This is a genomic window from Streptomyces sp. NPDC031100, assembly GCF_055570785.1.
In genome coordinates this window covers 26,605-52,548 of the sequence record NZ_JBVIGN010000013.1, presented here as the reverse complement: position 1 = coordinate 52,548, position 25,944 = coordinate 26,605, and the positions used below count along the sequence as shown (strand labels likewise).

The following is a 25,944-nucleotide window of genomic DNA, read 5'->3' as shown; positions in this document are numbered from 1 at the left end:
GTATGCGCCCGCCAGGTGCCACACCACACTCGGCGGCCGGCCGGCCACCACCCGCGTGAACAACGCCGCGGGTCGATACACCTAGCCGCTCGGCCGCTGTCGCGGCGGGCCCCAGGAGTCGCCGCCCGGGGGGCCGTCCTCGCCCAGGCGCAGCTCCAGGCGGCTGATCGCCGCCCGCACTCCGTCGCCGTAGCCGTCGTCGGACAGGGAGTCGGCGGCGCGGCGGGCCCGGCGCAGATGGCTGCGGGCGGCCTCGGCGTGGCCCAGCTTCACGTAGTCGGCGGCCAGGTTGAGGTGCAGGGAGGGGAAGAACCCGCGGACGCTCACCGGGTCGCCGGCGCCGCGGCCGTCCGCCAGCTCCTCCGCCGCCGACAACGCCCTGAGGTCCCAGGCCAGTTCGACGGACGGGTCGTCCTGGGTGTCGGCCAGGTAGTGGGCGAGGGTGCAGCGGTGCAGCGGGGCGCCGTGCTCGCCGATCTCCGTCCACAGCTGGAGGAAGCGGCGCCTGGCCTCCTCGCGGTCGCCGCCGTGATGCAGCATCACGACCTGCCCGATCCGCGTCAGCACGGCATCCGGCGCCGTCTGCTCCTGTCGCTCCGCCACCACGTCCTCCGAGCCGTCGTCGGCTGTCTGGTCAGCTGCCTGTCCCGACGCTAACGGGCGGCAGCGGCAATCCCGGGCAGGCGGCCCACGACACGGGGCCGCCTGCGGGCCGGTCAGCCCAGGTTCGGGATGGTCCAGTCGACCGCCTCGTGGCCCTGCGCGGCGATCGCCTCGTTGATCTGCGTGAACGGGCGGGAGCCGAAGAACTTCTTGGCGGACAGCGGCGAGGGGTGCGCGCCCTTGACCACGACGTGCCGGCTCTCGTCGATCAGCGGGAGCTTCTTCTGCGCGTAGTTGCCCCAGAGCACGAAGACCGCCGGGTCGGGCCGGGAGGCCACCGCGCGGATGACGGCGTCCGTGAACTTCTCCCAGCCCTTGCCCTTGTGCGAGTTGGCCTCGCCGGCCCGGACGGTGAGCACCGCGTTGAGCAGCAGCACGCCCTGCTCGGCCCACGGCATCAGATAGCCGTTGTCCGGGATGGGCAGGCCGAGCTCCTCGTGCATCTCCTTGTAGATGTTCCGCAGGGAGGGCGGGGTCCTCACGCCCGGGCGGACCGAGAAGCACAGGCCGTGGCCCTGGCCCTCGCCGTGGTACGGGTCCTGGCCGAGGATGAGGACCTTGACCTTCTCGTACGGCGTCGCCGCCAGGGCGGCGAAGACCTCCTCGCGCGGCGGGTACACGGGACCCTTCGCCCGCTCCTCCTCGACGAACTCGGTCAGCTCCTTGAAGTAGGGCTGCTGCAGCTCGTCACCCAGAACCCCGCGCCAGGACTCGGGCAGCATGGCGGTGTCGGTCACGTCAACGTCCTCACGATGTGCGGTCACTTGCAGATCTCAGAACCTACAGGCGACCACTGACAACCGGTGCCGCGCGGCGGAATCACCAGCTGGTCTTGCGGTGCAGCTCCCACATCATCATGATCGTCGACGGGTCGAGGGCCCGCTCGCCGCCCGAGATGTCGTCGTTGGCCGCCACGAACTGCCGCCCCTGCCACAGCGGGAGCAGCCGGGCGTCGTTCACCATGATCTGCTGGGCCGCCTCCAGGTCCTTGACCACCTTGCCCCGGTCGCTCTGGCCGCGCGAGCGGGGCAGCAGCACGTTGGTGATCTCCTTGGACGGGTAGGGCGTGCCGAGCGCGTTGTGCTCGCCGACGAACGGCGCGATGAAGTTGTCCGCGTCGGGGAAGTCCGGGAACCAGCCGCGGCCGAAGACCGGGTACTCGCCCTTCTGGTAGCCGACCACGTAGGTCTTCCAGGGGCGGCTCTTCAGGGTGATCGTGAACAGGCCGGAGTCCTCCAGCTGCCGCTTCAGCTCCCGGAACATCACGGCCGTCTCAGAGCCGTAGCGGTCGGTGGTGTACCAGAGGGTGAGCGGGACGCGCTGGGTGATGCCCGCGTCCCGGAGGAGCTTGCGGGCCTTGGCGACGCTCGGGTCGCCGAAGTCGTCGAAGAAGGCCGTGGTGTGCGCGGTCAGGCCCTTGGGGACCATGGAGTACAGCGGGTCCACGGTGTCCTTGTAGACCTTGTGCGCGATCGCGCCGCGGTCGACGACCTGGGCGATCGCCTTGCGGACGGCAGGCTGCTTGGCCCACGGGTCCTTGGGGTTGAACACCAGGTAGCTGATGTCCGTGCCCGCGCCGTCCACCAGCTGCAGGTCGGAGTTGCCCTGTCGCTGCAGCTCGATGATGTCGTCGGCGGCCAGGCCGCGGTAGGTGACGTCGATCTGCTTGTCGCGCAGCGCCTTGACCATGCTGGACGAGTCCTGGAAGTAGCGGATGGTCACCTCCTTGTTCTTCCGCTCGGCGAAGCCCTCGTAGTGGTCGTTCTGGACCAGGACGGCCTCTTTGTCCTCTTCGTAGGACTGCAGCTGGTACGGCCCGGAGCCGAAGACCCTGTCGTCCTTGCGCAGGGAGTTCGCGGGGTAGTCGTCGGGGTCGACGATCGACATCGCCGGGGTGGCCAGCACGAACGGGAAGGTGGCGTCGGACTGGTTCAGGTGGAAGACCACCTCGCGGTCGCCGACCGTGTCCACCCTGTCCAGGCTGCCGAGCAGCCCGGCGGGCCCGCCGGGGGCGTCGATGGTGCGGATGCGGTTGATGGAGTGCTGGACGGCCTCGGCGTTCAGCGGGTCGCCGTCGGCGAACTTCATGCCCGCGCGCAGCTTGCAGCGGTAGGTGCGGCTGCCGGAGTCGGTGAAGGAGCAGCTCTCGGCGGCGTCGGGCTGGGGGGTGGTGGCACCGTTCGGGTAGGCGAGGAGCGTCTGGTAGATGTTCCGGTACAGCTCCCAGGAGCCGTCCCAGGCACCGGCCGGGTCCAGCGTGCTGGGGGCGCTGGTGGTGCCCACGACGATCGGTCCCTTGCTGTCGGGATCGCCGTCGGACAGCAGGCTGCAGCCGGCCACCAGGGATATGGACGCGATCGCCGCGACTCTCCGCAGGAATCGGTTCCGGTTGAACACGCGCACGCTCCTCGATCTGCCATACCAAGGGTCGGCAGACCATACCGCTCTGAACCGCCCCCGGGACAGGCCTCCTTGATCGATTGTGCTATGACGACGTTGTCATTCCGCTCTGCGGACGGTGGAACGCGTTTCGGGCGCCGTTCCGCTGGGAAACGGCGCCCGAAAGAGACGACCTGGTGGAGCGGGTCAGGCACCCACGCCGGCGTTGAGGAAGATGCCGCCGTCCACCACGAGCGTCTGGCCGGTGATCCAGTCGGACTGCTCGGAGGTGAGGAACGCGGCCGCCCCGCCGATGTCGGAGGGCACCCCGAGCCGGCCGAGCGGGTAGGCCGCGGCCGCCTCCGCCTCCCGCCCCTCGTACAGGGCCTGGGCGAACTTGGTCTTCACGACGGCCGGGGCGATCGCGTTGACCCGCACCCCGGGCGCGAACTCGTGCGCCAGCTGCTGGGTCAGGTTGATCATCGCGGCCTTGCTGACGCCGTAGGCGCCGATGAACGGCGAGGGCGCGAGGCCCGCGATCGAGGCGATGTTGACGATCGCGCCGCCGTTGTCCTTCTGCCAGGCGTGCCAGGTCTTCTGGGCGAAGCCGAGGGCCGAGATCACGTTGGTCTCGAACACCTTGCGTGCGACGTCCAGGTCGAGGTCGGCGATGGGCCCGAAGACCGGGTTGGTGCCGGCGTTGTTGACCAGGAAGTCGACGCGGCCGAAGGCCTCCATGGCGCGCCCGACGGCCTCGGTCTGGTGGTCGAGGTCGTGGGCCTTGCCGGCGACGCCGATGACCCGCTCCGCGCCGAGCTGCTCGACGGCCTCCTTCAGGGCGTCCTCGTTGCGACCGGTGATGCACACGCGGTCACCGCGGGCGACCAGCGCCTCGGCGACTCCGTAGCCGATGCCGCGGCTCGCGCCGGTGACGAGTGCGACCTTGCCGGAAAGCTCCGGAAGTTCAGTCATGTCCGTGTTCCCCAATGTCCCTGAATGCCCTAGTCCAGCGGTCCGCCGGCGACGTACAGCACCTGGCCGGAGACGAAGCCGGCCGCCTCGCCGGTGAAGAAGGCGATGGCGTTGGCGATGTCCTCGGGCTCGCCGACGCGCTGCACCGGGATCTGGGTGGCGGCGGCCTTCTTGAAGTCCTCGAAGCCCATGCTGACGCGCTCGGCCGTGGCCTTGGTCATCTCGGTGGCGATGAAGCCGGGGGCGACGGCGTTGGCGGTGACGCCGAACTTGCCCAGTTCGATGGCGAGGGTCTTGGTGAAGCCCTGCAGGCCGGCCTTGGCGGCGGAGTAGTTGGCCTGGCCGCGGTTGCCGAGGGCCGAGGAGGAGGAGAGGTTGACGATCCGGCCGAAGCCCGCGTCGACCATGTGCTTCTGGACGGCCTTGGTCATCAGGAACGAGCCGCGCAGGTGGACGTTCATGACGGTGTCCCAGTCCGAGACGCTCATCTTGAACAGCAGGTTGTCGCGCAGCACGCCCGCGTTGTTGACCAGGATGGTCGGAGCGCCCAGCTCCTCGGCGATCCGGGCGACGGCCGCCTCGACCTGCGCCTCGTCGGAGACGTCCGCGCCGACCGCGATGGCCTTGCCGCCCGCCGCGGTGATCTTCTCGACGGTGTCCTTGCAGGCGGCCTCGTCCAGGTCGATCACGGCGACCGCGCGACCCTCGGCGGCCAGTCGTACGGCGGTGGCGGCGCCGATGCCGCGCGCCGCGCCGGTGACGATCGCGACCCGCTGTTCAGTGGTGGACATTGCTGCTTCTCCTCGCCCTTGAGAGAACCTGTCTGGCTCTTGAGGGAGCCTGTCTGATGCGGTGAGCGACCGCTTAGTACCTTCAGCACCCGTGACGCTAGAAGCCCTGGCACCCGGTGTCAACGGGACACCGGGTGCGTGTGATCCATTACCTCACCAGGAGGTCCAGCAGGCGCTCCGTTTCGGCCGCCGGATCGGTGGTCAGGCCGGTGTGCACGGGTCCGGGCTGCACGATGGTGGAGCGGGGCGCGATCAGCCAGCGGAAGCGGCGCCCCGCGTCGTCGCCGGACGCCTGTCCGGCCTCGTCCCCGCCCGCGCAGTGGCGCTCGATCGCGCCGAGCGCGGCCCGCACCCCGGCCACGTCGGCGTCCGGGTCGAGGGCGAGCAGCCGGGCCTCGTCGAGGTGGGTGCGGGCGCCGACGTAGCCCTGGGCGCGGCAGTAGAGGGCGATGCCGGCGTTGATGCACTCGCCGCGCTCGACGCGGGGCACGACCCTCAGCAGGGCGTACTCGAACACGTCCCGGTCGCCGCCCTGGCCCGCCCGGGTGATGTGGCGCTCGGTCACGTGACCGGCCATGTGGATGTGGGTCTCGCTCACTTGCCCTCCTCGATGCCGGTGATGCGCTCGGCGATGACGGCCGCGCGGGCGAGCAGGGGCCGCGCGTAGGCCCTGCGCAGGTCGTCCGGGGTGTCGAAGCCGGGCTCGTCGGCCAGCCAGGCGTCCGGGATCTCGGCGGTGACCTCGGCGAGCAGGTCCTCGGTGACCCGCGGGGCGAGCGCGGCCGCGGCGGCGGTCACGTCCGGGTCGAACCGGGCCAGGGCGTGGTCGCAGGCGTCGTAGGGGCGGGCCGCGGAGGCCTCGGCGGCGGGCCAGTTGTGGTGCCAGATCATCGTGGCGCCGTGGTCGATGAGCCACAGCTCGCCGCGGTGCACGAGGAGGTTGGGGTTGCGCCAGGAGCGGTCCACGTTGTTGATCAGCGCGTCGAACCAGACGATCCGCCCGGCCTCCCCGGGGCTCACCGGGAAGGCGAGCGGGTCGTAGCCGAGGGCGCCGGAGAGGAAGTCCATGCCGAGGTTGGTGCCGCCGCTGGACCGGAGCAGCTCCTGCACCTGCTGCTCGGGCTCGCCGAGCCCGAGGACCGAGTCCAGCTGGACGGTGACCAGGCGGGGCATCCGGAATCCGAGCCGGCGGGCCAGTTCGCCGCACACGACCTCGGCGACCAGTGTCTTGCGGCCCTGTCCGGCGCCGGTGAACTTCGTGACGTACGTCCCGAAGTCGTCGGCCTCGACGAGCCCCGGCAGCGAGCCGCCCTCGCGCAAGGGCGTGATGTAGCGGGTCGCGGTGACTTCCTTGAGCATCGCCCCAGGCTACTGGGGCGGCGGCGGAGTCGCCGACAGCTTCTCGACAGCCGTGGTTTACGGCCGCCTCATGTCCGCGGCGCAAGGATCCGGGTGCCGTCTGAACAGGTCGTGGCCCAGGCCCGTACCCCTGGACGGATCACGAAGGACTCCGCGGAAGGGAACGCCCACATGACCAGCGCATCGCTCAAGCCCGCAGCGGGACCGGGCCGTCGTACCGTCATGGCGGCAGCCGGAGCGGCCGGGCTCGCCGCCGCGCTGACCGCCTGCGGTTCCGGCGACGACTCGTCGAACACCGTCGACACCGGGTCCGGCTCGTCCGGCACGACCGGGTCCACCGGGTCTACCGGCTCGACCGGCTCCTCGGCCACGGGTGGCTCGGGCGGCGGCACAGCCCTCGCCAAGACCTCGGACATCCCGGAGGGCGGCGGCAAGATCTTCAAGGACCAGGGTGTGGTGGTCACGCAGCCCACGTCGGGCACCTACAAGGCGTTCTCCTCGAAGTGCACCCACCAGGGCTGCGCGGTGGGCAGCGTCGCGGGCGGCGTGATCGTCTGCCCGTGTCACAACAGCCACTTCTCCGTCGAGGACGGCAGTGTGAAGCAGGGCCCCGCGACCCAGCCGCTGCCCGCCGCGAAGATCGCTGTCTCCGGCGACCAGATCACCCTGGCCTGAGCCGGGTCACGCCCGTCGGCGCGGCCGCTTGAAGCAGCCGAGGACCTCGTCCGTGGAGGTGATCGTGGCGACCAGGGCGAGGGTGTTGCGGATCATCGTGGGCGTGTAGTCGGAGGGTACGCCCGCAATGGCGTCGGCCGGGACGACGGCGGTGTAGCCGCGGTTGACGGCGTCGAACACCGCGTTGGGCACCGCCACGTTGGCCGAGACGCCGGTGACGATCAGGGTGCGGCAGCCGAGGTTGCGCAGCAGGGCATCGACGTCGGTGCCCTGGATCGGCGACAGGCCGTGCAGCCGTCGTACGACGAAGTCCTCCTCGGTGACCTCGATCGGGGGCGCCACGCGCACCGCGGTGGTACCGGTCAGCTGCTGGACGGGCAGCCGCTCGGCGGCGCGGAAGAGGCGGGCGTTGCGGCTCGCGCCGCGGCCGTCCGGGCGGCGCTCGGCGACGGCGTGGATCACCTGCACCCCGGTGTCGTGCGCGGCGGCGACCAGGCGGGCCACGTTGTGCAGGGCGCCGGAGGAGCGGGCCTCGCGGGCGAGTTCGGGCAGCGCGCTGTCCGGTCCGACCACCCCCTGCTGGCACTCCACGGTCAGCAGGACCGTGCTCGCGGGATCGAGCAGTTCGCGCAGCTCTTCGGACGACGGCATGGCGCCTCCCTTCGCCGGGGTGCGGGGCGGTGAGAGTAACCACCTCCGGCCGCGAGGGGAAGACACGGGGGAAGGCGGCGCGGGGACGGCGGACGACCCATTCCCTTTTCTGACGTGATGTCAGAGGATCACCGCAGCAAGGACGTTCCTCTGGCACGACGTGAGAGAAGAGGGGGCCGTATGACCGTCACTCAGCAGCGCCGGGGCCGCAAGATCATGATGACGCCCGGTGAGCTGGACGAGTTCCTGACCACCCAGCGCACCTGCCGGGTCGCGACCGTCTCGGCGGACGGCGCTCCGCACGTCAGCGCGCTGTGGTTCGCCTGGGACGGCACCTCGCTGTGGCTGTACTCGGTGGTGCGCAGCAGGCGCTGGACCCAGCTGCGCCGCGACCCGCGGGTGGCGGTCGTGGTCGACTCCGGCGAGGAGTACGACCAGTTGCGCGGAGTCGAGCTGTCCGGGCGGGTGGAGTTCGTCGGCGAGGCGCCGCGCGTCGGAGAGCTGTGCGCCGAACTCGACACGGCGGAGACGCTGTTCGCACGCAAGAACTTCGGCCTGGACGAGATGCCGCACGACGGCCGGCACGCCTGGGTGCGGCTGACCCCGAAGAAGATCGTGTCCTGGGACTTCCGGAAGCTCGGGGGCTAGCCGCTCCCGTCCCCGTAGTTCCCGGGTCGAAGACGGCGGGCCTGCGGGGCGGGCGGTGCGGATCAGGCGCCTGGGCAGACGGAGACCGCGGCACTCAGCCGAGCTGCCGCGCCGACGCCCGCAGGGCCTCGACCGCCGCGCGGATCGACGGGCGGCGGTCCGCGTCCGCGCGCCAGACGACGTACACATGCCTGCGCACCCGCTGCTTGAGCGGGATCATGACGATGCCCGGCGGCACCGGGTGGCGGCCCAGCAGCGGTGCGATGCACACTCCCAACCCGGCGGCGACCAGGCCGAGTTGGGTGTGGGTCTCGCGCGCGCGGTGGCCGACGATCGGCTCGATCCCCTTCGAGCGCAGCGTGAACATCAGCCACTCGTGACAGAACTCGCCCTCGCCCCAGGTGATCCACTCGTCCTCCGCGAACTCGGCGAGGTCCACCTCGTCGCGGTCCGCGAGCGGGTGCCCGACGGGCAGGGCGACATCGGCCGGATCGTCCAGCAGAGGGGCCTTGACCAGGCCTTCGGGCACGGGCATCGGCTTGTTGTACCAGTCGAGGACGACCGCGAGATCGAGGTCGCCGCGCACGACACCGGCGATGCCCTGCTCAGGTTCCAGTTCGCTGGAGCGCACGCGCAGCCCCGGGTGCTGGGCGCGCAGGGTGCCGAGCGAGACCGGGAACAGGCCGCGGGCGGCGGTCGGGAACGCCGAGAGGCGCAGTTCGCCGACGACCTGGCCCCGGTGCGCCTCCAGATCGGACTGCGCGAGTTCGACCTGCGAGAGGATGCGGGCCGCATGCTCGGACAGCAGCCGCCCGGCGTCCGTGAGCCGCACACCCCGCCCGTTCTTGGCCAGCAGCTGCTGGCCCACCTCCCGCTCCAGCTTGCCCAGCTGCTGAGAGACCGCGGACGTGGTGACGTGCAGTGCGTCGGCGGCGCCGCTGACCGAGCCGTGCCGGGCGAGGGCGTCGAGGGTGCGCAGGCGCTCCAGGTTCAACATGTAAGCAATCCTACGAGGTACTGATAGAGAAGTCTCGATTGTGCTACGAGGTTGCCTCCAGCATCGTTGACGTCATGAGCACGGTCACCACACCCGGCACCCAGTCCCCCACGCCTGCCTCCGCCCCTGTCCGCCCCCGTCCCCGCCTCGACTGGCGGCTGCGCTTCGGCCTCCTCTCCCTGATCTGGGGCTTCAGCTTTCTGCTGATCAAGGTGGGCACGGGGGGCTACGCACCCTTCCAGGTCACGCTGGGCCGGCTGGTCTTCGGTACGGCGGTACTGGCGGCGGCGATGGCCGTGAAACGGGAGCGGCTGCCGCGAGGGACGCGCGTCTGGGCCCATATGGCGGTCGCCGCGTTCTTCCTGAACGCCCTGCCGTTCTCCCTCTTCGCCTACGCGGAGCTGACCATCCCGTCCACGCTGGCCGGTATCTGCAACGCCACCTCGCCGTTGTGGGGCATGGCCCTCTCCCTGGTCGCGCTCTCCGAGGACCGGCCGACACGCGTGCGCTTCGCCGGCCTCGGCCTTGGATTTCTCGGGGTGCTGACGGTGCTGGGAGCTTGGCAGGGGTTCAACGGGCTGGATGCCCCAGGCACCGCGATGGCGCTGCTTGCTTCGCTGAGCTATCCGGTCGGCTGGGTCTATGTGCGGCGGACGTTGGCGGGGACGGGGAACTCGCATCTGGCGATGACCGGCGCGCAACTGCTGTCGGCGACGGTTCAACTGGCCGTTGTCACCCCGCTGTTCACTTCCTTCCCGACCCGCCTCTCAGTCGGTCCACTCCTGGCGATCGCCGCGCTGGGGGCCCTGGGGACCGGGCTGGCGATGCTCGTTCAGTACGGGCTGGTCGCTGAAGTCGGACCCACCACGGCACAGATGGTCACCTATTTCGTTCCGGTCATCGCCACGGCTGCGGGTGTCGCGATTCTCGGGGAGTCGCTGCGGTGGACCACGCCGGTGGGGGCCGTGATCGTTCTGGCGGGGGCCGCGCTCACCCAGGTCAAGAAGAAGGCCTGAGGAGCAGGGCGCTGGGGTTGGGGGCCTTCGCTACACATACGTCCTGATCGGTACCGGGCCGACCGCTGCCGCCACCGCTTCCGCCAGCGGAACGGTCTCCTCCGGAGCCAGCGTCGAGATCGTGATGCGGATCCCGGGCGGAGCGTTCAGGCGGAAGCGGGCCCCCGGAGCGACCGCCCAGCCCGCGTGCAGCAGTCGGGCCACCACGCCCGTCTCGTCGGGGACCGGTACCCACACGTTCATGCCGCCGCGTCCATGTGCCGCCACCCCGCGCTCGGCCAGCGCCTTGATCAGGGCGTCGCGGCGGGCGCCGTACGAGGCCGCCACCTCGCGCGTGTCCACCGCGCCGTCGCACCACAGCCGCACGACGGCCCGCTGGAGGAGCCGGCTCACCCAGCCAGGGCCCAGCCGCTGCCGCCCGCGCACCCGGTCGAGCGTGACGGCGTCCCCGGTGAACACCGCCAGCCGCAGGTCGGGGCCCCAGGCCTTGGCGACGGACCGTACGAAGACCCAGTGGCGGGTGACCCCGGCGAGCGGGTGCAGCGGCACATCGACGATGCCGTGGCCGTGGTCGTCCTCGATCAACAGCGTCTCGGGGTACTCCCGGAGCACCGACCGCAGCGCGCGTGCGCGTGGGGCGCCGACCGCGGCGCCGGTCGGGTTCTGGGCCCGGTCCGTGACGATCACGGCACGCGCCCCGGACTGCAGCGCGCGGCGGACGTCGTCGGGGCGCGGCCCCTCGTCGTCGACGCCGACGGGCGTCGTGCGCAACCCGAGCGCCGGGATCAGATCCAGCAGGCTGCCCCAGCCCGGGTCCTCCACCGCCACCTGGTCGCCCGGCTTGAGGTGCGCCATGAGGACCCGCTCGACGGCGTCCAGGGAGCCGGAGGCCACGGCGACGGGGCCGTCCGGCACTCCGTCGGCGTCCAGGTCCGCGCGGGCACGGCGCGCCAGCTCCGGCTCCATGGGGTCGTGTCCGTACAGCACGGGTTCCCGGTCGTTCTGCGCGGCGGCCGCCGCGAACGCCTCCGCGAGGCGTGGCAGCAGCGCGGGGTCCGGGTTGCCGTCGGACACGTTCCGCACACCCTCCGGCACCTCCACCCGCATCTGCTCGCGCGCCGTCGTGGCCGGCTTGGGCCTGACCCGGCTGCCCCGGCGCCCGGCGGTCTCGATCACCCCGCGCTCGCGCAGGGTGCGATACGCGGCCGCGACCGTGTTCGGGTTCACCCCGAGCCGCGACGCCAACTCCCGCATGGGGGGCAGCGGTTGGCCCGGTTCCAGCTCGCCGGTGCCGACCGCGCGCTCGACACTGGCCGCGATCTCGGCTGCACCCTGCCCCTGAATCGGATACTCTCCTAGCACAAAAGCAATTATGCACTAGTACAATGGAGAACGCCATGCAGGGGACCCAGGAGACTTCGCCGCAGCCCGTCGCCTACACCCCGACCGACCGCACCGTGCCCACGCGTTCCGCGGACCGGGCGTCGTACGACAAGGACGTGGTGCACGCGATACTCGACGAGGGCTACGTCTGCCACCTCGGCTTCGTCCGTGATGGCGCCCCGGTGGTGCTGCCGACGCTGTACGGCCGGGTCGGCGAGCGGCTCTACGTCCACGGGTCCACCGGTTCGCGCCCGCTGCGGATGACCGGCGAGGCGGACCCGGGCCTTGCGGTGTGCCTCACGGTCACCCATGTCGACGGGCTGGTGCTGGCCCGCTCCGCCTTCCACCACTCCATCAACTACCGCTCCGTGGTGGTGCACGGCATCGCGCACGAGGTCACCGACCCCGAGGAGCGGCGGCTGGCCCTGGACGCGCTGGTGAACCACGTCGTACCGGGCCGGGCCGCCGACTCCCGGCCCGCGAACAAGAAGGAGCTGGCCGCCACCGCGGTCATCCGTCTCGACCTCGACGAGGTCTCCGCCAAGATCCGCACCGGCGGAGCGAACGACGAGCCCGAGGACCTCGCCCTGCCGCACTGGGCCGGGGTCGTCCCGCTCCGCAAGGGCTACGACACCCCCGTCGCCAACGCCGACCTGGCACCCGGCATCGTGCTCCCGGAGTACCTGGCGGCGCGGTGACGTAGGGGGCGGGGGTCAGGCGGGGACCGGCTCCCGGCGCCCGCGGGCCTCGCCGAGCGCCAGGCCCGCGACCGCGCCGAGCATCAGCAGGGTGCCGGTCACCGTGGCCGCCGTGAGGGGCTCGCCGAGCAGGACGACGGCGAGAACAGCCGCGGTCACCGGCTCCAGCAGCATGATCACGGACACGGTGGCGGACCGGACGACGGCGGCGCCCGCGAAGTACAGGGCATAGGCGAGGGCCGTCGGGACGGAGGCGATGTACACGAGGAGCACCATCAGCCGTACGGGATGGTCGGTGTGCGGGACCAGCCCCTCGCCCAGGGCGAAGGGCAGCAGGCACAGGGCCGTGATCCCGAAGGCCCCGATGGTGGTGCCGGAGGCGTCGGCGCCGGCATCGCGCCCCCACCGCCGGGTCAGCAGCGTCAGCACGGAGTAGCCGGCAGCCGACACGAGGGCGTAGAACACGCCCAGCGGCCGGACGGTGGCGGCCGAGCCGCCCAAGGTCAGCACAACCAGTCCGGCGAGGGCCCCGGCGACGGCGAGGACACCGCCCGCGCCCAGCCGCTCCCCCAGGGTGAGCCGGGCGCCGAGCGCGATGAGGACGGGCCCGGCGCCGAGGGTGACCACCGTGGCCACGGCGAGCCCGGTCGACTGGACGGCCGCGAAGTAGGCGGTCTGGAACACGGCGAGCCCGACACCGGTGGCGAGGGCCTTTCCGGCCCGGCGGCGCAGGGGTTCGGGGGCGGCCGGGCGAACCCGGGAGCGCAGCAGGCGGCCGGCCAGCAGCAGCACGAGTCCGGCGGCGCAGCGCCAGAAGGAGAGGCTGAAGGGGCCCATGTCGCCGGTCCGGTAGACCAGCGAGGCGGCGGCGCCCGCGGTGCCCCAGGCGGCACCGGTGACGATCAGGTAGAGCAGGCCACGCCCGACGGGCAGGCCAGAGGAAGTCTTCGACACGAGGATTTCTCCGCAGAAGCGCACAGAAGTGCGGAAGTTCGAAAGGCGGCCCGACTCAGCGGGTCACGCACGGACTTCGTCTGCGGGCAGCACCGTCCCGCCCGGCGCCGTGCGCCAGGCGTGGGTCTTCCCGGAGGCCCGCCTCAGGCGGCCGGAGGCGGAAGGACGAGTGTCGACGGCATGAGCAGCACCTTAGCGCCTGTCCGGCGGATCATGCCGGCATCCGGCATCGCGGGGTCTGGCCCGCCCTCCCCCACTGCCCCAAGGGCGTGGGGGCACCCCCATCGCACTAGGGGCGTCCTCCCCCCGTGTGAACGACCCTGCGGGTCAATACACCTAGGCGGCCGTACCCCGTGCGGACAATTCGCGTTCCGCGCCGCCCATGGCCACCGGCTCGGCGGAGGCCTTGGCGGGCGCCGAGGACTGGGCGATGAACGCGCCGACCAGGACGACCACGCCGCCCAGCACCTGCGGCGCCGACAGGTGCTCGCCGAGCAGCACCCAGGCCAGCACGGTCGCGATGACCGCCTCCAGGCAGGCGACGACACCCGCGACCTGCGGAGACAGCCGTCGCACGGACAGCACGCCGGTGATGTACGCGACGACCGTGGCCACCAGGACGATCCAGCCGAGCAGGGCGACGGCCGGGACGGCGGTGCCGTTCAGGTCCGCGGAGCCGGTGAGCACCGACCAGTCCATGCTCCAGGGGCGGGCCACGACGGTCAGGACGGCGGCGCCCACGAGCAGGCCGTAGGCGATGACGCCGAGCGGGTCCGGTGCCCGGTCGCCGGTCTCGCTGCCCTGGTCGGACAGGACGAAGTAGCCGACCTGGCAGCAGGCCGCACCGAGCGCGAACAGCAGGCCGAGCGCGTCGAAGCTCAGCCCCGACCACACCTCCACCACGCAGGCGAGGCCGCCGGCCGCGAGGACCACGCCGAGCGCGGCGGCGCGCGACACGGGCCGCCGCTGCACGAACCGCACCCAGCCGAGCACCAGCGCGGGGGCCAGGTATTCGACGAGCAGCGCCACGCCGACCGGGATACGGGAGAGCGAGGCGAAGTAGCAGGCCTGCACACCGGCGACGGCGAGCAGTCCGAACCCGGCGAGCAGCGCGGGCCTGCTGCGCAGCAGGGAGCGGTGCCGCACGGCGAGCGGCAGCATCACCAGGGCGGCGCCCGTCACCCGCAGCCACACCACGTGGAGCGGGTCGAGTCCCGCTTCGATCAGCGGCTTCGCCGCCACCCCGGACCCGCCGAAGGCCAGCGCCGAAGCGAGCGCGAGACCGAGCCCGACGCCTTTGCCGCGGCTGTCCCGACTGCTCTCAGACCTGTGCATCCGCACATGATGACAGGCGATGACATAGGCGTCACCTCGCTTTGCACCTGTCTCAGGAGGTGGACGTTCAGGGCGTCAGTTCAGGGCGTCACCCGGGGCGTCGGCAGAGCAGGTGGGTTCTCGACCCGGGCGCGCAGGTCGTGGGCGCGGATGCCGGCACGCTCGAGGACCTCGACGGCCCGGGACTGCGGGTCCACGACGAGCGCGGCGAGCAGATCGGTACCGCGGGCCCGGGACTCGCCGCGCTGCCGGGCGCGCCGGTCGGCCTCCTGCATCGCGTCGGCCGCGACGGGCGACCAGCCTCCGGCGTCCTTGGCTTCACCGCCGTACAGAGCGGGGTCCGTCACGACGGCGATCGCGCCGGAGTCCTCCACGCTGCCCTGCCAGCGCAGCCCGTAGCCGATGCTGCGCTGCACGAGGTAGCCGAGCAGCCGGGCGAGGTGCGGGGCGTCGCCGACGGCGGCGCGGGCCTCGGGGTCGGACTCGAGGAGCGAGTGGAGCAGATGGGCGGTGTCGATCTGCCGGTCCCCGTCCCGCACGGCCCTCCGGCGGGCGCCGGCGACCACCGCCGCCAGCTCGGCGCTGAGCCCGGCGTCGTCGTCCGCGCGCAGGCCGCCCGAGTCTTGGCCGGGCCGGTGGGCTATACGGTGTTGCACATCCTCTACCCCATCAGCCTCAACCGGCCGGGTCATCGGCGAGGGGAACCATTTCCACGTCCCACAGAGAGTGGACATCGCCGACCGGGATCTCATCCTTACGGAGGAGATCAGGCCGTTCCCGCGCCACAGGCGCGCGCCGCCTTGCCCTGCGCCCCTCACGCCACCACTGCGCACCCCTGCACGCGTCGGCCACAATTCCTGACGGTTCATCAGTATTGAATGTTCGAGGCCCTGAGGCTACGTTCCGCGACACCGTAGCCCGACACGAAGGGGTGGTCGCATGGCCGAAGTCAGCGCGGAGGCACGCATCCAGGCACCGGCCGAGAAGGTGTGGACCCAGCTCACCGACTGGTCGGCGTACGGCGAGTGGAACGCGACCCACACCAGCTTCCCCAAGGGCGGCCCCGAGACCCTGGCGGTGGGCGGGACGTTCCAGGAGAACATGAAGCTGATGGGCTTCCCGGCGGAGGTCGACTGGACCATCGAGGAGCTGGAACCGGCGCGGGTGTTCGCCATCCGCGGCAAGGGTCCGATGGCGGTGACCGTGGCCACCCGCTACACGCTCACCCCCGACGGCGACGCCACGACGGTCCGCATCGACGGCGAGTTCACCGGGGCTGCGGTGTCCCTGATGGCGGGCAAGCTCAAGGACTCGGCGACGGCCGCCCTGAACGAGTCGCTGCGCAAGCTGGGCGGACTGGTGACCTGAGCCCGGATCCCGACACGCACACGGGAAGGCGCCCCGCGGAGTCTCCGCAGGGCGCCTCGGCCGCCGTAGCCCCCGGCCTCAGTCCTCGTCGGCGAGAATGAGGTACAGCTTCTTGCGGGCGTCGTTGATGACGGTCAGCGCCTTCTCACGCTGCTCCTTGGTGCCCGTGTTCCAGACCTGGCCGAAGGCCTGCATCAGGCCGACGCCGGCCTGCCGGATCTCACCGAGGGCCTCCCAGTCGACCCCGCGCGAGGCCTCCTCCCAGGGGGCGTCCGGACCCTCGTCGGCGGCGCTGCGGCCGCTGTCGGTCAGCGCGAACAGCTTCTTGCCGCCCTCGCTCTCGCTGGCGATCAGGCCCTCGTCCTCCAGCAGCTGCAGGGTGGGGTAGACCGAGCCGGGGCTGGGCTTCCACGCGCCGCCGCTGCGCTCGGCGATCTCCTGGATCATCTCGTAGCCGTGCATGGGCCGGTCCTTGAGCAGCGCCAGGATCGAGGCGCGCACATCACCGCGCCGCGCCCTGCCCCTCGGGCCGCCGCGTCCCCGCGGCCCCCAGGGCCCCGGTCCGAAACCGGGCCCGCCGGGCCCCCAACCGGGACCACCCGGGCCGAAGGGCCCGAAGGCGGCCCGGCGCCCTTCGAATCCACCGAATCCACCGAATTCATGGGACCCGCCCCGGCCGTGCCGGCCCGGGCCGTCCTGACGATGTCCACGCTCGAATCCGTGGGTACGCATCGCGATCACTCCATTCCGTCGTTGATCAGTCGCGTGTCGCTCGCGTTCGTTACGCGATGCCTCAACGATATATCGGTACCGATAGCGTGGCAAGCCCCTTCCCGGGACGAGGCAAGCACGCTGGTCAGCCGCCCGTGGCGGCGAACCGGCCCGAGGGGCACGGCCCGCCGCCGTCGCAAAATCGGTCCAGGGTTCGCGAATTGGCCTTGGTCACCGGATTCCCGTGCCCTCTAGCGTCTGCGCCATGCGCATCCGAATCGTCGACGCCTTCACCGACCGACCCTTCGCCGGCAACCCGGCCGGAGTCCTGCTCCTGGACGACGGCTTCCCGGACGACGACCGGCTCCAGAACGTGGCCCTCGAGGTCAACCACGCCGAGACGGCCTTCGCGTACCGGCTGCCCGAGGGCGGTGAGGCGGACTGGGCGCTGCGCTGGTTCACGCCCGTCACCGAGGTCGCGATGTGCGGGCACGCCACCCTCGCCACCGCCCATGTCCTGCACAGCACCGGTGCCCACGAGGGACCGGTACGGTTCGCCACCCGCAGCGGGGTGCTCACCGCCACGCCTGGTGCGGACGGCTCGATCACCCTGGACTTCCCGACCGCCCCGCTCACCCCGGTCGAGATCCCGGCCGGTGTCGGCAAGGCGCTGGGCGCCGAACCGGTGGTCGCCTACGACACCGGGCCCCAGGTCGGCGACCTGCTGGTGGAGCTGGCCGACGAGCGGACGGTCCGCGGGCTCAGCCCCGACCTCAAGGCCCTCGGAGTGCACTCCGCGCGCGGCGTCATCGCCACCGCCCGCGCCGAGGACCCGTCCCGCGGCTACGACTACGTCTCCCGCTGCTTCTTCCCGAACGTCGGCATCGACGAGGACCCGGTCACGGGCAGCGCCCACACCGCACTCGCCCCGCACTGGTCCGCGCGCCTGGGCCGGGACGACCTCACCGGTCTGCAGGCCTCCCGCCGCAGCGGACTGGTCCGCACCGGGCTGCGCGGCGACCGCACGCTGCTCACCGGCCACGCGGTCACGGTCATCGAGGGCGAGTTGCTCGGCTGATCAGGCCGTCGGCAGCCAGCCCACCTTGCCGGCGAGCAGGGCGTAGCCGACGAACGCGCCGATGTCGAGCAGGGAGTGTGCGACGACCAGGGGGCCGACCCGGCCCCAACGGCGGTACAGCCAGACGAAGACCACGCCCATGACCATGTTGCCGAGGAAACCGCCGATGCCCTGGTAGAGGTGGTACGAGCCGCGCAGGACCGCACTGGCCACCAGTGCGGTCCCCGGGGTCCAGCCCAACTGCCCCAGCCTGCGCAGCAGATAGCCGACGACGATGACCTCTTCGAGGATCGCGTTCTGCAGCGCGGACAGCACGAGCACGGGGTACTTCCACCACACGTCGGGCAACGCCTCGGGCACCACCGTGAGGTTGAAGCCGAGGCCGCGGGCGGCCAGGTAGAAGGCGATTCCGGTGCTGCCGATCACGGCCGCGATCCCCGCGCCCCGGCCGAGGTCGGGCCAGCGGCGGGTGCGGTCGAAGCCCAGCGTCCGCAGGCTCTCGCCCTCGCGCAGCAGCAGGTGGGCGACCAGGGCCACGGGGACCAGCGCGCTGGCGATGCCGAAGAGCTGCCAGGCGAGGTCGAGCCAGGGGCGGCCGGGCGCGGCCGAGGCGTTGAGGGTGGCCGCCTGGTCCTTGAGCCCGCCCGGTTTGGTGACCGACCCGACGAAGCTGATCAGCGCGGACACCCCGCTCGCGCCGAGCGAGAGCCCCAGGACGAGCAGCGTCTCGTCCCGCAGGATCCGCCGCGAGAACCGCTCCCGGGGGTACGACTCGGCCACCGGCTCCGCCTCCACGTGCACTCCTGCTCTCGGTCCGGTCATCGGAGGTCACAGCATGCCGGATCGCCCTTCGGAGCGCTTGCCCGGGCGGGGCTTGCAGCATGGACCGGCGGTTTTCAGCCCAGCGGCACCAGGTCGGGCAGACCCACGGGCCGATGCGGGCCTGCGCCTCTCACCCCGACGGCACCGGCTCAGGCAGCCCACCAGTCAGATGCGGACCCGCGGCCCTCACCCCGACGGCACCGCCCCGGGCAGACCCACCGGCCAGATGCGGACCGACGCTTCTCACCCCAACAGCACCGGCTCGGGCAGCCCACCGGCCGGTGTCGACCCGCGGCTCTCACCCCAACGCCACCACCCCGGGCAGACCCACCAGCCCAGACGTGGACCCGCGCCTCTCACCCCAACGGCACCGCCCCGGGCAGACCCACCAGCCAGATGCGGACCCGCGGCCCTCACCCCGACGGCACCGGCTCGGGCAGCCCACCGGCCGGTGTGGACCCGCGCCTCTCACCCCAACGCCACCACCCCGGGCAGACCCACCAGCCCAGACGTGGACCCGCGCCTCTCACCCCAACGGCACCGCCTCAGGCAGCCCCACCGGCCAGGTGTGGACCGGCTCGCCCACGTGCATCAGCTCGGCGTAGCGGCGCGTCGTCGCGGCGAGGGCCGCCTCGCGGCCGAGGCCCTGTTCCAGGGCCCGGTGGAAGGTGGCCGCCTGCCAGGACGCCCCGTTGACCCGGCGCCGGCACCGCTCCTCGATGGCGCCCAGGTAGAGATCCCGGTCGGCGGGCTCCACGCCCCACGCGTCCAGGCCCGCCGAGGCCAGCGGCAGCAGCTCGTCCCGGATCAGGGTGACCGCGTCGACCTCGCCGGCGCCGCCGTAGCGTCCCCGCCGCGGCCAGACGAAGCGCGCGTCGATGCCGTCCCGGCACGCCGCGTCGAAGTTGGCCTCGGCCGCGGCGAACGGCAGCCGGGTCCACACCGGGCGCGACTCCTCGGCAAGGGCGCGCACCAGGCCGTAGTAGAAGGCCGCGTTGGCGATCACGTCGGTGATGGTCGGTCCGGCCGGCAGCACCCGGTTCTCCACCCTGAGGTGCGGGACGCCGTCCGCGACGTCGTACACGGGCCGGTTCCAGCGGTACACCGTGCCGTTGTGCAGGACGAGTTCGGGCAGCCTGGGTATGCCGCCGGCATCGAGGACCTCCAGCGGGTCCTCCTCGTCGCAGAAGGGCAGCAGCGGCGGGAAGAAGCGCAGGTTCTCCTCGAACAGGTCGTACGCGGAGGAGATCCAGCGCTCGCCGAACCAGGTGCGCGGCCGCACCCCCTGGGCCTGGAGCTCGGGCGGGCGGGTGTCGGTGGCCTGCAGGAACAGCGGCGGCCGGGACTCGCGCCACAGCTCGTGCCCGAACAGGAAGGGCGAGTTGGCGCCGACGGCGATCTGCGCGGCGCACGCCACCTGCGCCGCGTTCCACACGTCGGCGAAGCGGGCCGGGGTGACCTGAAGGTGCAGCTGTACGGAGGTGCAGGCGGCCTCGGGGACGATGGACTTCGAGGTGCAGGTCAGATGCTCCACGCCCGCGATGTCGAGGAGGAAGTCCTCGCCCCGGGCGGCGACGATCTGGTCGTTGAGCAGGGTGTAGCGGTCCACCGCGGAGAGGTTGGCGGAGACCAGGTCGTCCCGGTTGAGCGTGGGCAGAATGCCTATCATCACGATTCCGGCGTCCACCTCGCCGGCCTTCCGGTCGGCATAGGCCAGGGAGGTGCGCAGCTCCTCGGCGAGCCGGTCGAATACCCGGCCGCCCAAGCGGTGTGGGGCTATGTTCACCTCCAGATTGAACATGGCGAGTTCTGTTTGGAAATCTCGGCTCGCGATGCGCTCCAGTACCTGCCCGTTCAACATTTTCGGCATGCCGTCGGGGCCGGCGAGATTCAGCTCGATCTCCACCCCCATGAGGTTCTTCGGGCGATCGAACCTCTTCTCGACCAGCAGTCGCTCCAGTCCCGCCAGACACTTTTGGAGCTTTTCGCGGTAGCGCTGGCGATCGGACGGATCGACTCGCCCTGCCACGACCTTCTCCCCCATCGAAGCGTCCCTCCTCGGATGGGCGGGCCGAAGATCCGGCCGCCGGGGTCCCGGGTCAGGATGATGCCCAGCCGAAGCGATCGATAACGTCCCCTGCGGGCCCGGCACCCGCTACTCTTTCGGAATGTTCCCTGCGGCACATTCACGGGGCATGCCGCATCACGCACCTTCGGGTGCCCAGATCGTCTCGTGAAAAACGCCGACGACATTCGGCCGACCGCAGTGACAGCGTATTCCGAGGTCAGCAGCACAGCCCCGACGGGAAATCGGGATGATATGCGCGAATCATCGGCCGAATGACATCTGGCCCGGCCAACCGGAATGCGATAGACGAAAGTTCGTCTGAACACGCGTCGTATAAACTTCGCGAAGAAGGCCTAAGGTTGGGGCCGTGGTCCCGGTTCCCGTCGATTTCCTGCCGTCGAGGTGACGGGCGGCAGGCCTCAGCCGCACCCTCGTTCACCGATCCGGGCCCCCACCTCTCAGGCCACCCTGTGAGCAGACAGCGCCGTCCGCCCCACCTCCCTCGCGCCGCCGCGCCTGTCGAACGAGAGGCGACCCACCATGCCGCTGCACGTGCCCCCTGCCCCCGCGCCCGCCCTGCGCTCCGTCCTCACGGCCCTCGGTTCCCCGACCGCGGTCCGTGAGGCCCGAACCCCCTCCCTGCGCGCCGCGCAGGGACCCGCGACACCCGAACTGCCCCTGCCCGTGCACGTGCTGGACCGGATCACCGCGCAGGGCCTGTCCGCGACCCGGCTGGCCGGCTGGCGCTTCCTGATCCGCTGCGGCGACCGCGCGGTGGCCGCGGCCGACACCATGCTGACCCCGGACGGCTGGGCCTTCTCGCACTTCTTCGAGGGCCCCTACATCGTCTCCACCGAGCGGGCCGTGCAGCAGGCCGAGGCGCTGCAGCAGCCGTACCAGCCGCGCCTGTTGTCGGTGCCCGGCCTGTACATGCTCACCCTGTGGCTGCACGGCGAGGTCGCCGCCGACGCCGCCGAGGGCCATCCGGCCGCCACCGACCTGCTGATACCGCTGTCCCCGGCGCCGCCCGGCATCTTCGCCCACCGGGCCCACCAGGTCTCCGAGTTGCTTCCGGTGCTGACCCACCGGGCGACCCGAGTCCCGCTGCTCGGCTCGCCCGCCTGACGACGCCCGCGTGCCCCGCCGCCCGGAAGGGAAGCGGGGTACAGCTGTTTTTTTCCGGGATACGGATACTCATCCGAGGCGACGGAGGCCAGAGGGAATAGAATGCGCTCGTACGAGCAATTAGCCGCTCCTACGAGCCGGGAAAGAATCTCTTCCGTCCGGACTAGCCCTATCCGGCCACCCAGAACCACCCAAAGGGACAGTGCAGTTGGAATGAACCGTCCGCGCGGGTGACGCGTCATGAACCTGTGATAAGCGGTGCCGCGAAATCCCTGCGGAATGGCGCCCAGAGGGCAACACTGGGTTCCGACCGACCATCACCACGGGGGACGGACATGACCACGACAGATCGAGAGATCCCACCCATGTGCCAGCACCAGCCACCGTGCCCCACAGCAGAGTCCGCCGACCGGGAGTCCGCCCGTCTTGTGGCGCACCACCCGGAGCAGGGGTGGAGCCTGCTGTGCAACGGCGTCCTGCTCTTCGAGGACACCGGTGAGCTGCTGCCCGACGGCCGCGTCATCGCCCCGCACCGCCCGCTCGGTGCGGACCGGGTGGTGACCGCCGCCTAGCAGTACTCCGGGCGGTCCGCCGCACCGCCCGGTGACCCCAAGGGGCCGGCCGCACACACATCGTGCGCACCGGCCCCGACGTGTGTCCGAGGACGGCTACTACCCGTAGCCGGGCGCTGTCGCAGTGCCTCCGAGGCGAAGTCGTCTCGGATCGGCGGAGGTTGGCGGGGCACATGAGAAAGGCCCGGGCGGGTCGGCCGGCGAGGGAGGGAAGGCCGGCCCGCCCGGGAGTCCGGGGCCCGGCGGGAGCATCGGACGGTGGACAGTGCGTCAGACGTGGGAAGCGACGGGGTGCGTCGGACTGCGGGATGTCTTAGACGCCCACGTCCCTGCTGCGCAGGTCGGCCAGTGACTCGCGGCGGACCAGCAGGCGGGCCTGGCCCGCGTGCACGGCGACCACGGGCGGGCGGCCGACCAGGTTGTAGGCGGAGGCCATGGCGAGCTGGTAGGCACCGGCCGCGGGGACGGCGAGCAGATCGCCGGGGCGTACGTCGGCGGGGAGTGCGGCCTCGGCGAGGACGTCACCGGCCTCGCAGTGCCGGCCCACGACGGTCACCGGGGTCAGGGGCGCGGTGGCCGGCCGGCCGATCAGGCGGGGCGCGTAGCGGACGCCGTACAGGGAGGGCCGCGGGTTGTCGCTCATACCGCCGTCGACCGCCACGAAGGTGTGCTCGCCGGTGTGTTTGACGGCGAGGACGTGGTAGACGGCGATGCCCGCGGGACCGGCGATCGCACGGCCGGGTTCGATGATCAGGCGGGGCACCGGCAGGCCGGCCGCCGCACAGGCCGCGGCGAGTTCAGCACGGACCCTGCGGGCCAGGACGGCCGGGTCGAGGGCCGGTTCGCCGGGGCGGTAGGCGATGCCGTGGCCGCCACCGAGGTCGAGCTCGGGCAACAGGAGGCCGTGCTGGTCGCGCAGCCGGGCCAGCAGTCCGACCATGCGGCGCACGGCGGTGAGGTAGGGCTTCACGCTGGTGATCTGCGACCCCAGGTGGCAGTGCAGGCCCATGAGGTGGAGCTGCGGCTGGTCGAGGATGCGGGCGATGGCATGCTGGGCGTGACCGTCGGAGACGGAGAGGCCGAACTGCTGGTCCTCGGTGCCGGTGCGGATCTTCTCGTGCCCGCCCGCGGCGACTCCGGGGACGACCCGGACCAGCACCTGCTGCCGTCCGTCGGGCCCGAGGGCGGCGGCCAGCCGGGCGATCTCCGCGGGGCTGTCGATCACGATCCGGCCCACGCCCAGGCGCAGCGCCGTCTCCAGGTCGCGCGGCGACTTGGCGTTGCCGTGCAGCACGATCCGCTCGGGCGGGAATCCGGCGGTGACCGCCAGCTCCAGCTCGCCGGCCGAGCAGACGTCCAGGCCCAGGCCCTCCTCGTCCGTCCAGCGGACCATGGCCCGGCACAGGAACGCCTTGGCCGCGTAGAGGACTTCGGCGTCGGGGAAGGCCTGCCGGTAGGTACGGCAGCGTGCGCGCACCTCGCCCTCGTCGAGGACGTAGACGGGGGTGCCGAACCGGTCCGCGACCTCGGCGAGCGGGACGCCGCCGACGGCCAGGTCGCCGGGGCGGGGTTCGGTGGCGGAGGCGGGCCAGACGGAGAGGTCGGCGGGGGCGGTGGGTGCCGTGGTGACGGCGGCTTCGTGCAGGGTGGTCATCGGGTGCTCCCTTCCGTGACCCGGAAAGCCGGGAGCGGGACTGTCCGAACAGCGGCTGCGGGCGCCGGGGCCGAGAGCGTGGGGTCGACGGTGACCGTCGTGACGCCGAGCGGGGCGGTCAGCGCGCGCAGCGCGGGCTCGGCGAGCCGGATCCACGCCTGGTCGGGGCCGAGGGTGCCCGCCAGCCGGCGGGCGGAGGTGAAGGCGACGGCCGTGCGGTCGCCGAGCGGGGTGCGGAACAGACGGGCCGCACACCCGGCGGGTCCCGGCCGGACGGGGACGAACAAGGGTCCGGCCGGGGTGCGTTCGGAAGGCTCCGGGTCGTCACCGCAGACGAGTTCGGGCATGGGTGGCCTCCTGGGTACAGCTCGGTGGTCTCGAGTGCCCCGGACGCGGGGAGGCGGACCGGGGCTGCCTCGACGCTATGCCCGACCCCGCCGGTGATCCGACCTCTCATAACGCGTTGCTGACGGGGAACGGCACGACGCTGACGGGATGCTGACGAGGGCGGAGGCATCGGCCGTCGGGGGCGTCAGGAACATGGCAGGAAATGGTCCCGTCGGCTGGTCGAATCGCCCGCGCGGGAGTGGGATGGGAGGGAAGCCCTGTACGCGGGCCCACCCGCGGGGGTCGCCCGCGGGCATGCGCGAGAAACGGTGGAGTCATGTCCGGTTACGACGCCTCGGCGGCCGCCCGGGTGGTGGTCGGCGTGAGCGGCTCTCTGGGCAGCGTCACGGCCCTGCGGCGGGCCACGGCGCTGGCCCGGAGCCTGGGAGCGGAGCTGTGGCCGGTGCTGGCCTGGGAGCCGCCAGGCGGCGATCCGGCCGCACGCCGCTCCCCGGCCGCCGGCCTGCTGGTCGAGGAATGGCAGCGGCTGGCCAAGCAGCGGCTGGCCGCCGTGCTCGACGAGATCTTCGGCGAGGAGGGGCCGGGGGTCCCGATGCACCCCGTCGTCGTCCGCGGCACGACGGGCAGGGCGCTGGTGGCGACCGCCGACCGCGAGGACGACGTCCTGGTCGTGGGGGCCGGCCGGCGCGGCCTGCAGCGCGCCTTCTCGGGCCGGGTCACCCGGTACTGTCTCGCGCACGCGAGCTGCCCGGTGCTCGCGGTGCCGCCGTCGCCGCTGGAGTCCGACCTGGTGGCGGTCCACCGCCGCAACACATGGCACCTGCGCATGGACACCAGGGGTCTGTGAGGAACGGCCGCCGGTCGGCCCGGCGCTGCGAGCGCGTCAAGACGCGCCACGGTGCCGTCAGGGTCTCGTCAATGAACGGCACGGCCTGGTCCCACCAGGCTCACCGCTGTCTACCGTCGAACCCATGGAGCATCGCGACGCCACCAGCCCCGAGGTGACGGCACCGCACCCGCACGGCACCGGTTCCGTCGCGTACGACCGTCAGTACGCCTCGGACGTCTTCAGCTCGGTCCGCTTCGCGGCCGTGCTGCTCGGCATGCTCCTGTTCGTCGATCTGTCCGCCGGCACGCTCAGCTGGTGGCGCTCGGCGCTGTGGGTGTCACTGGCCCTGCTCCTCTTCCTGGTGCTCTGTCCCGCCCGCGTCTCGGCCGGCGAGGGCTGGCTGGCCTCACGCCGCCTGCTGCGCACCCGCCGGGTCCGCACCGATCGGCTGGTCGCGGTGCGCCCGCTGGGCGGCGTCGCTCAGCGTCTGGTCCTGCGCGACGCCTTCGGCAGCCGGGTCGAGATCGACCCCGACGTGCTGCTCCGCAACCCCGACCTCTGGTACCACCTCGCCGAGTCCGCCAACGCCGCACAGAAGTCCGGCACCCTCCTCTGCGGGACAACGGCCCTGCACCACCTGGCCGAACGCATCGACCGCGAGACGGCCCAGGCTGTGTTCAGGACATCGGGCCTGGGGTAGCAGGGCCCTCGTTGCGGCTGCGATTCCCGTTCGGGCGGGGCAGCATGGAGGTGCCGTACGAGATGACGCTCGGTGTCCGGTCTTCCGTTGACGACCGTCCCTCCCCCATACAGCCCAGCACGCCCCGTCGGCCCTCAGGCCTCGGTCT

General features: G+C 72.0%; 28 protein-coding genes. 10 read left to right on the top strand and 18 right to left on the bottom strand.

All coding sequences use genetic code 11. The annotated features are described in order from the left end of the window. Positions 1–81 precede the first annotated feature (81 nt). The 7 genes from ACZ5DS_RS31930 to ACZ5DS_RS31900 form a co-directional block, all read right to left on the bottom strand. A complete protein-coding gene (locus ACZ5DS_RS31930; protein WP_468245416.1) occupies positions 82–603 on the bottom strand; it encodes a hypothetical protein in 522 nt (173 codons plus the stop codon). Between the two features lie 113 nt (positions 604–716). Further along, the gene (locus ACZ5DS_RS31925) at positions 717–1,400 is read right to left on the bottom strand and encodes a uracil-DNA glycosylase (RefSeq protein ID WP_468245414.1); all 684 of its coding nucleotides are present in this window, start codon (positions 1,398–1,400) and stop codon (positions 717–719) included. A gap of 82 nt (positions 1,401–1,482) precedes the next feature. Then, positions 1,483–3,060 carry an ABC transporter substrate-binding protein gene (locus ACZ5DS_RS31920; RefSeq protein WP_468245411.1) on the bottom strand — a complete coding sequence of 526 codons (1,578 nt, stop codon included), beginning with the start codon at positions 3,058–3,060 and terminating at the stop codon, positions 1,483–1,485. 189 nt (positions 3,061–3,249) lie between these two features. After that, positions 3,250–4,014 carry an SDR family oxidoreductase gene (locus ACZ5DS_RS31915; RefSeq protein ID WP_468245410.1) on the bottom strand — a complete coding sequence of 255 codons (765 nt, stop codon included), beginning with the start codon at positions 4,012–4,014 and terminating at the stop codon, positions 3,250–3,252. A gap of 29 nt (positions 4,015–4,043) precedes the next feature. Further along, entirely contained in the window at positions 4,044–4,805 is a 762-nt protein-coding gene (gene fabG, locus ACZ5DS_RS31910) for a 3-oxoacyl-ACP reductase FabG (RefSeq protein ID WP_468245407.1), read from the bottom strand. A 148-nt stretch (positions 4,806–4,953) separates the two neighbouring features. Continuing rightward, the gene (locus tag ACZ5DS_RS31905; RefSeq protein WP_468245405.1) at positions 4,954–5,403 is read right to left on the bottom strand and encodes a DUF3037 domain-containing protein; all 450 of its coding nucleotides are present in this window, start codon (positions 5,401–5,403) and stop codon (positions 4,954–4,956) included. Next, positions 5,400–6,164: a HipA family kinase gene (locus ACZ5DS_RS31900; protein ID WP_468245404.1), complete on the bottom strand. Its 765-nt coding sequence runs from the start codon at positions 6,162–6,164 to the stop codon at positions 5,400–5,402. Before ACZ5DS_RS31900 ends, ACZ5DS_RS31905 begins: the two co-directional genes overlap by 4 nt. A 171-nt stretch (positions 6,165–6,335) precedes the next feature. Between ACZ5DS_RS31900 and ACZ5DS_RS31895 the strand changes: the two genes are divergently transcribed. Continuing rightward, complete coding sequence (locus tag ACZ5DS_RS31895) at positions 6,336–6,839, top strand: Rieske (2Fe-2S) protein (RefSeq protein WP_468245402.1); 504 nt, start codon at positions 6,336–6,338, stop codon at positions 6,837–6,839. A gap of 6 nt (positions 6,840–6,845) precedes the next feature. Here the strand turns inward: ACZ5DS_RS31895 and ACZ5DS_RS31890 are convergent, their stop codons facing one another. Next, entirely contained in the window at positions 6,846–7,490 is a 645-nt protein-coding gene (locus ACZ5DS_RS31890; protein WP_468245399.1) for a cysteine hydrolase family protein, read from the bottom strand. A 180-nt stretch (positions 7,491–7,670) separates the two neighbouring features. Between ACZ5DS_RS31890 and ACZ5DS_RS31885 the strand changes: the two genes are divergently transcribed. Then, positions 7,671–8,138 carry a pyridoxamine 5'-phosphate oxidase family protein gene (locus ACZ5DS_RS31885; RefSeq protein WP_468245398.1) on the top strand — a complete coding sequence of 156 codons (468 nt, stop codon included), beginning with the start codon at positions 7,671–7,673 and terminating at the stop codon, positions 8,136–8,138. Positions 8,139–8,232: 94 nt separating this feature from the next. Here the strand turns inward: ACZ5DS_RS31885 and ACZ5DS_RS31880 are convergent, their stop codons facing one another. Further along, a complete protein-coding gene (locus ACZ5DS_RS31880; protein WP_468245395.1) occupies positions 8,233–9,135 on the bottom strand; it encodes a LysR family transcriptional regulator in 903 nt (300 codons plus the stop codon). A gap of 74 nt (positions 9,136–9,209) precedes the next feature. Here ACZ5DS_RS31880 and ACZ5DS_RS31875 point away from each other — a divergent pair, with 74 nt between their 5' ends. Then, positions 9,210–10,151 carry a DMT family transporter gene (locus tag ACZ5DS_RS31875; RefSeq protein ID WP_468245394.1) on the top strand — a complete coding sequence of 314 codons (942 nt, stop codon included), beginning with the start codon at positions 9,210–9,212 and terminating at the stop codon, positions 10,149–10,151. A gap of 30 nt (positions 10,152–10,181) precedes the next feature. Here ACZ5DS_RS31875 and ACZ5DS_RS31870 read toward each other — a convergent pair whose 3' ends face one another. After that, entirely contained in the window at positions 10,182–11,513 is a 1,332-nt protein-coding gene (locus ACZ5DS_RS31870; protein ID WP_468245392.1) for an aminotransferase class I/II-fold pyridoxal phosphate-dependent enzyme, read from the bottom strand. Between the two features lie 35 nt (positions 11,514–11,548). Here ACZ5DS_RS31870 and ACZ5DS_RS31865 point away from each other — a divergent pair, with 35 nt between their 5' ends. Next, entirely contained in the window at positions 11,549–12,232 is a 684-nt protein-coding gene (locus tag ACZ5DS_RS31865) for a pyridoxamine 5'-phosphate oxidase family protein (RefSeq protein WP_468245390.1), read from the top strand. Positions 12,233–12,247: 15 nt separating this feature from the next. Here ACZ5DS_RS31865 and ACZ5DS_RS31860 read toward each other — a convergent pair whose 3' ends face one another. The 3 genes from ACZ5DS_RS31860 to ACZ5DS_RS31850 form a co-directional block, all read right to left on the bottom strand. Then, complete coding sequence (locus ACZ5DS_RS31860; protein WP_468245389.1) at positions 12,248–13,186, bottom strand: DMT family transporter; 939 nt, start codon at positions 13,184–13,186, stop codon at positions 12,248–12,250. A 336-nt stretch (positions 13,187–13,522) separates the two neighbouring features. Continuing rightward, the gene (locus tag ACZ5DS_RS31855) at positions 13,523–14,521 is read right to left on the bottom strand and encodes an EamA family transporter (RefSeq protein WP_468245386.1); all 999 of its coding nucleotides are present in this window, start codon (positions 14,519–14,521) and stop codon (positions 13,523–13,525) included. Between the two features lie 80 nt (positions 14,522–14,601). After that, on the bottom strand, positions 14,602–15,177 hold the full coding sequence (locus ACZ5DS_RS31850; RefSeq protein ID WP_468245384.1) for a hypothetical protein: 576 nt from the start codon (positions 15,175–15,177) through the stop codon (positions 14,602–14,604). A 283-nt stretch (positions 15,178–15,460) separates the two neighbouring features. Here ACZ5DS_RS31850 and ACZ5DS_RS31845 point away from each other — a divergent pair, with 283 nt between their 5' ends. Further along, positions 15,461–15,889, top strand: coding sequence for a type II toxin-antitoxin system Rv0910 family toxin (locus tag ACZ5DS_RS31845; RefSeq protein WP_468245383.1), 429 nt, complete (start codon positions 15,461–15,463; stop codon positions 15,887–15,889). 78 nt (positions 15,890–15,967) lie between these two features. Here the strand turns inward: ACZ5DS_RS31845 and ACZ5DS_RS31840 are convergent, their stop codons facing one another. Continuing rightward, a complete protein-coding gene (locus tag ACZ5DS_RS31840; protein ID WP_468245380.1) occupies positions 15,968–16,621 on the bottom strand; it encodes a PadR family transcriptional regulator in 654 nt (217 codons plus the stop codon). Positions 16,622–16,865: 244 nt separating this feature from the next. On the opposite strand from ACZ5DS_RS31840, the gene ACZ5DS_RS31835 reads away from it, so the two are divergent. Beyond that, entirely contained in the window at positions 16,866–17,678 is an 813-nt protein-coding gene (locus tag ACZ5DS_RS31835; RefSeq protein WP_468245378.1) for a PhzF family phenazine biosynthesis protein, read from the top strand. Here the strand turns inward: ACZ5DS_RS31835 and ACZ5DS_RS31830 are convergent, their stop codons facing one another. Next, positions 17,679–18,479, bottom strand: coding sequence for a CPBP family intramembrane glutamic endopeptidase (locus ACZ5DS_RS31830; protein ID WP_468245844.1), 801 nt, complete (start codon positions 18,477–18,479; stop codon positions 17,679–17,681). 547 nt (positions 18,480–19,026) lie between these two features. After that, positions 19,027–20,544, bottom strand: a complete 1,518-nt coding sequence (locus ACZ5DS_RS31825) for a glutamate-cysteine ligase family protein (RefSeq protein WP_468245375.1) — start codon at positions 20,542–20,544, stop codon at positions 19,027–19,029. A 564-nt stretch (positions 20,545–21,108) separates the two neighbouring features. Between ACZ5DS_RS31825 and ACZ5DS_RS31820 the strand changes: the two genes are divergently transcribed. After that, positions 21,109–21,693 (top strand): hypothetical protein, encoded by a 585-nt coding sequence (locus tag ACZ5DS_RS31820; protein ID WP_468245373.1) that lies wholly within the window; start codon positions 21,109–21,111, stop codon positions 21,691–21,693. 365 nt (positions 21,694–22,058) lie between these two features. Continuing rightward, positions 22,059–22,265: a DUF5999 family protein gene (locus ACZ5DS_RS31815; protein WP_468245842.1), complete on the top strand. Its 207-nt coding sequence runs from the start codon at positions 22,059–22,061 to the stop codon at positions 22,263–22,265. A gap of 313 nt (positions 22,266–22,578) precedes the next feature. Here the strand turns inward: ACZ5DS_RS31815 and lysA are convergent, their stop codons facing one another. Continuing rightward, on the bottom strand, positions 22,579–23,919 hold the full coding sequence (lysA, locus tag ACZ5DS_RS31810) for a diaminopimelate decarboxylase (protein ID WP_468245372.1): 1,341 nt from the start codon (positions 23,917–23,919) through the stop codon (positions 22,579–22,581). Further along, the gene (locus tag ACZ5DS_RS31805; protein WP_468245369.1) at positions 23,916–24,266 is read right to left on the bottom strand and encodes an SAV_915 family protein; all 351 of its coding nucleotides are present in this window, start codon (positions 24,264–24,266) and stop codon (positions 23,916–23,918) included. The genes lysA and ACZ5DS_RS31805 overlap by 4 nt, the downstream gene beginning before the upstream one ends. A 317-nt stretch (positions 24,267–24,583) precedes the next feature. Here ACZ5DS_RS31805 and ACZ5DS_RS31800 point away from each other — a divergent pair, with 317 nt between their 5' ends. Together ACZ5DS_RS31800 and ACZ5DS_RS31795 are read left to right on the top strand one after the other, a co-directional pair. Then, positions 24,584–25,114 carry a universal stress protein gene (locus ACZ5DS_RS31800; RefSeq protein ID WP_468245366.1) on the top strand — a complete coding sequence of 177 codons (531 nt, stop codon included), beginning with the start codon at positions 24,584–24,586 and terminating at the stop codon, positions 25,112–25,114. A gap of 124 nt (positions 25,115–25,238) precedes the next feature. Then, on the top strand, positions 25,239–25,796 hold the full coding sequence (locus tag ACZ5DS_RS31795) for a hypothetical protein (protein WP_468245364.1): 558 nt from the start codon (positions 25,239–25,241) through the stop codon (positions 25,794–25,796). Positions 25,797–25,944: the final 148 nt, after the last annotated feature.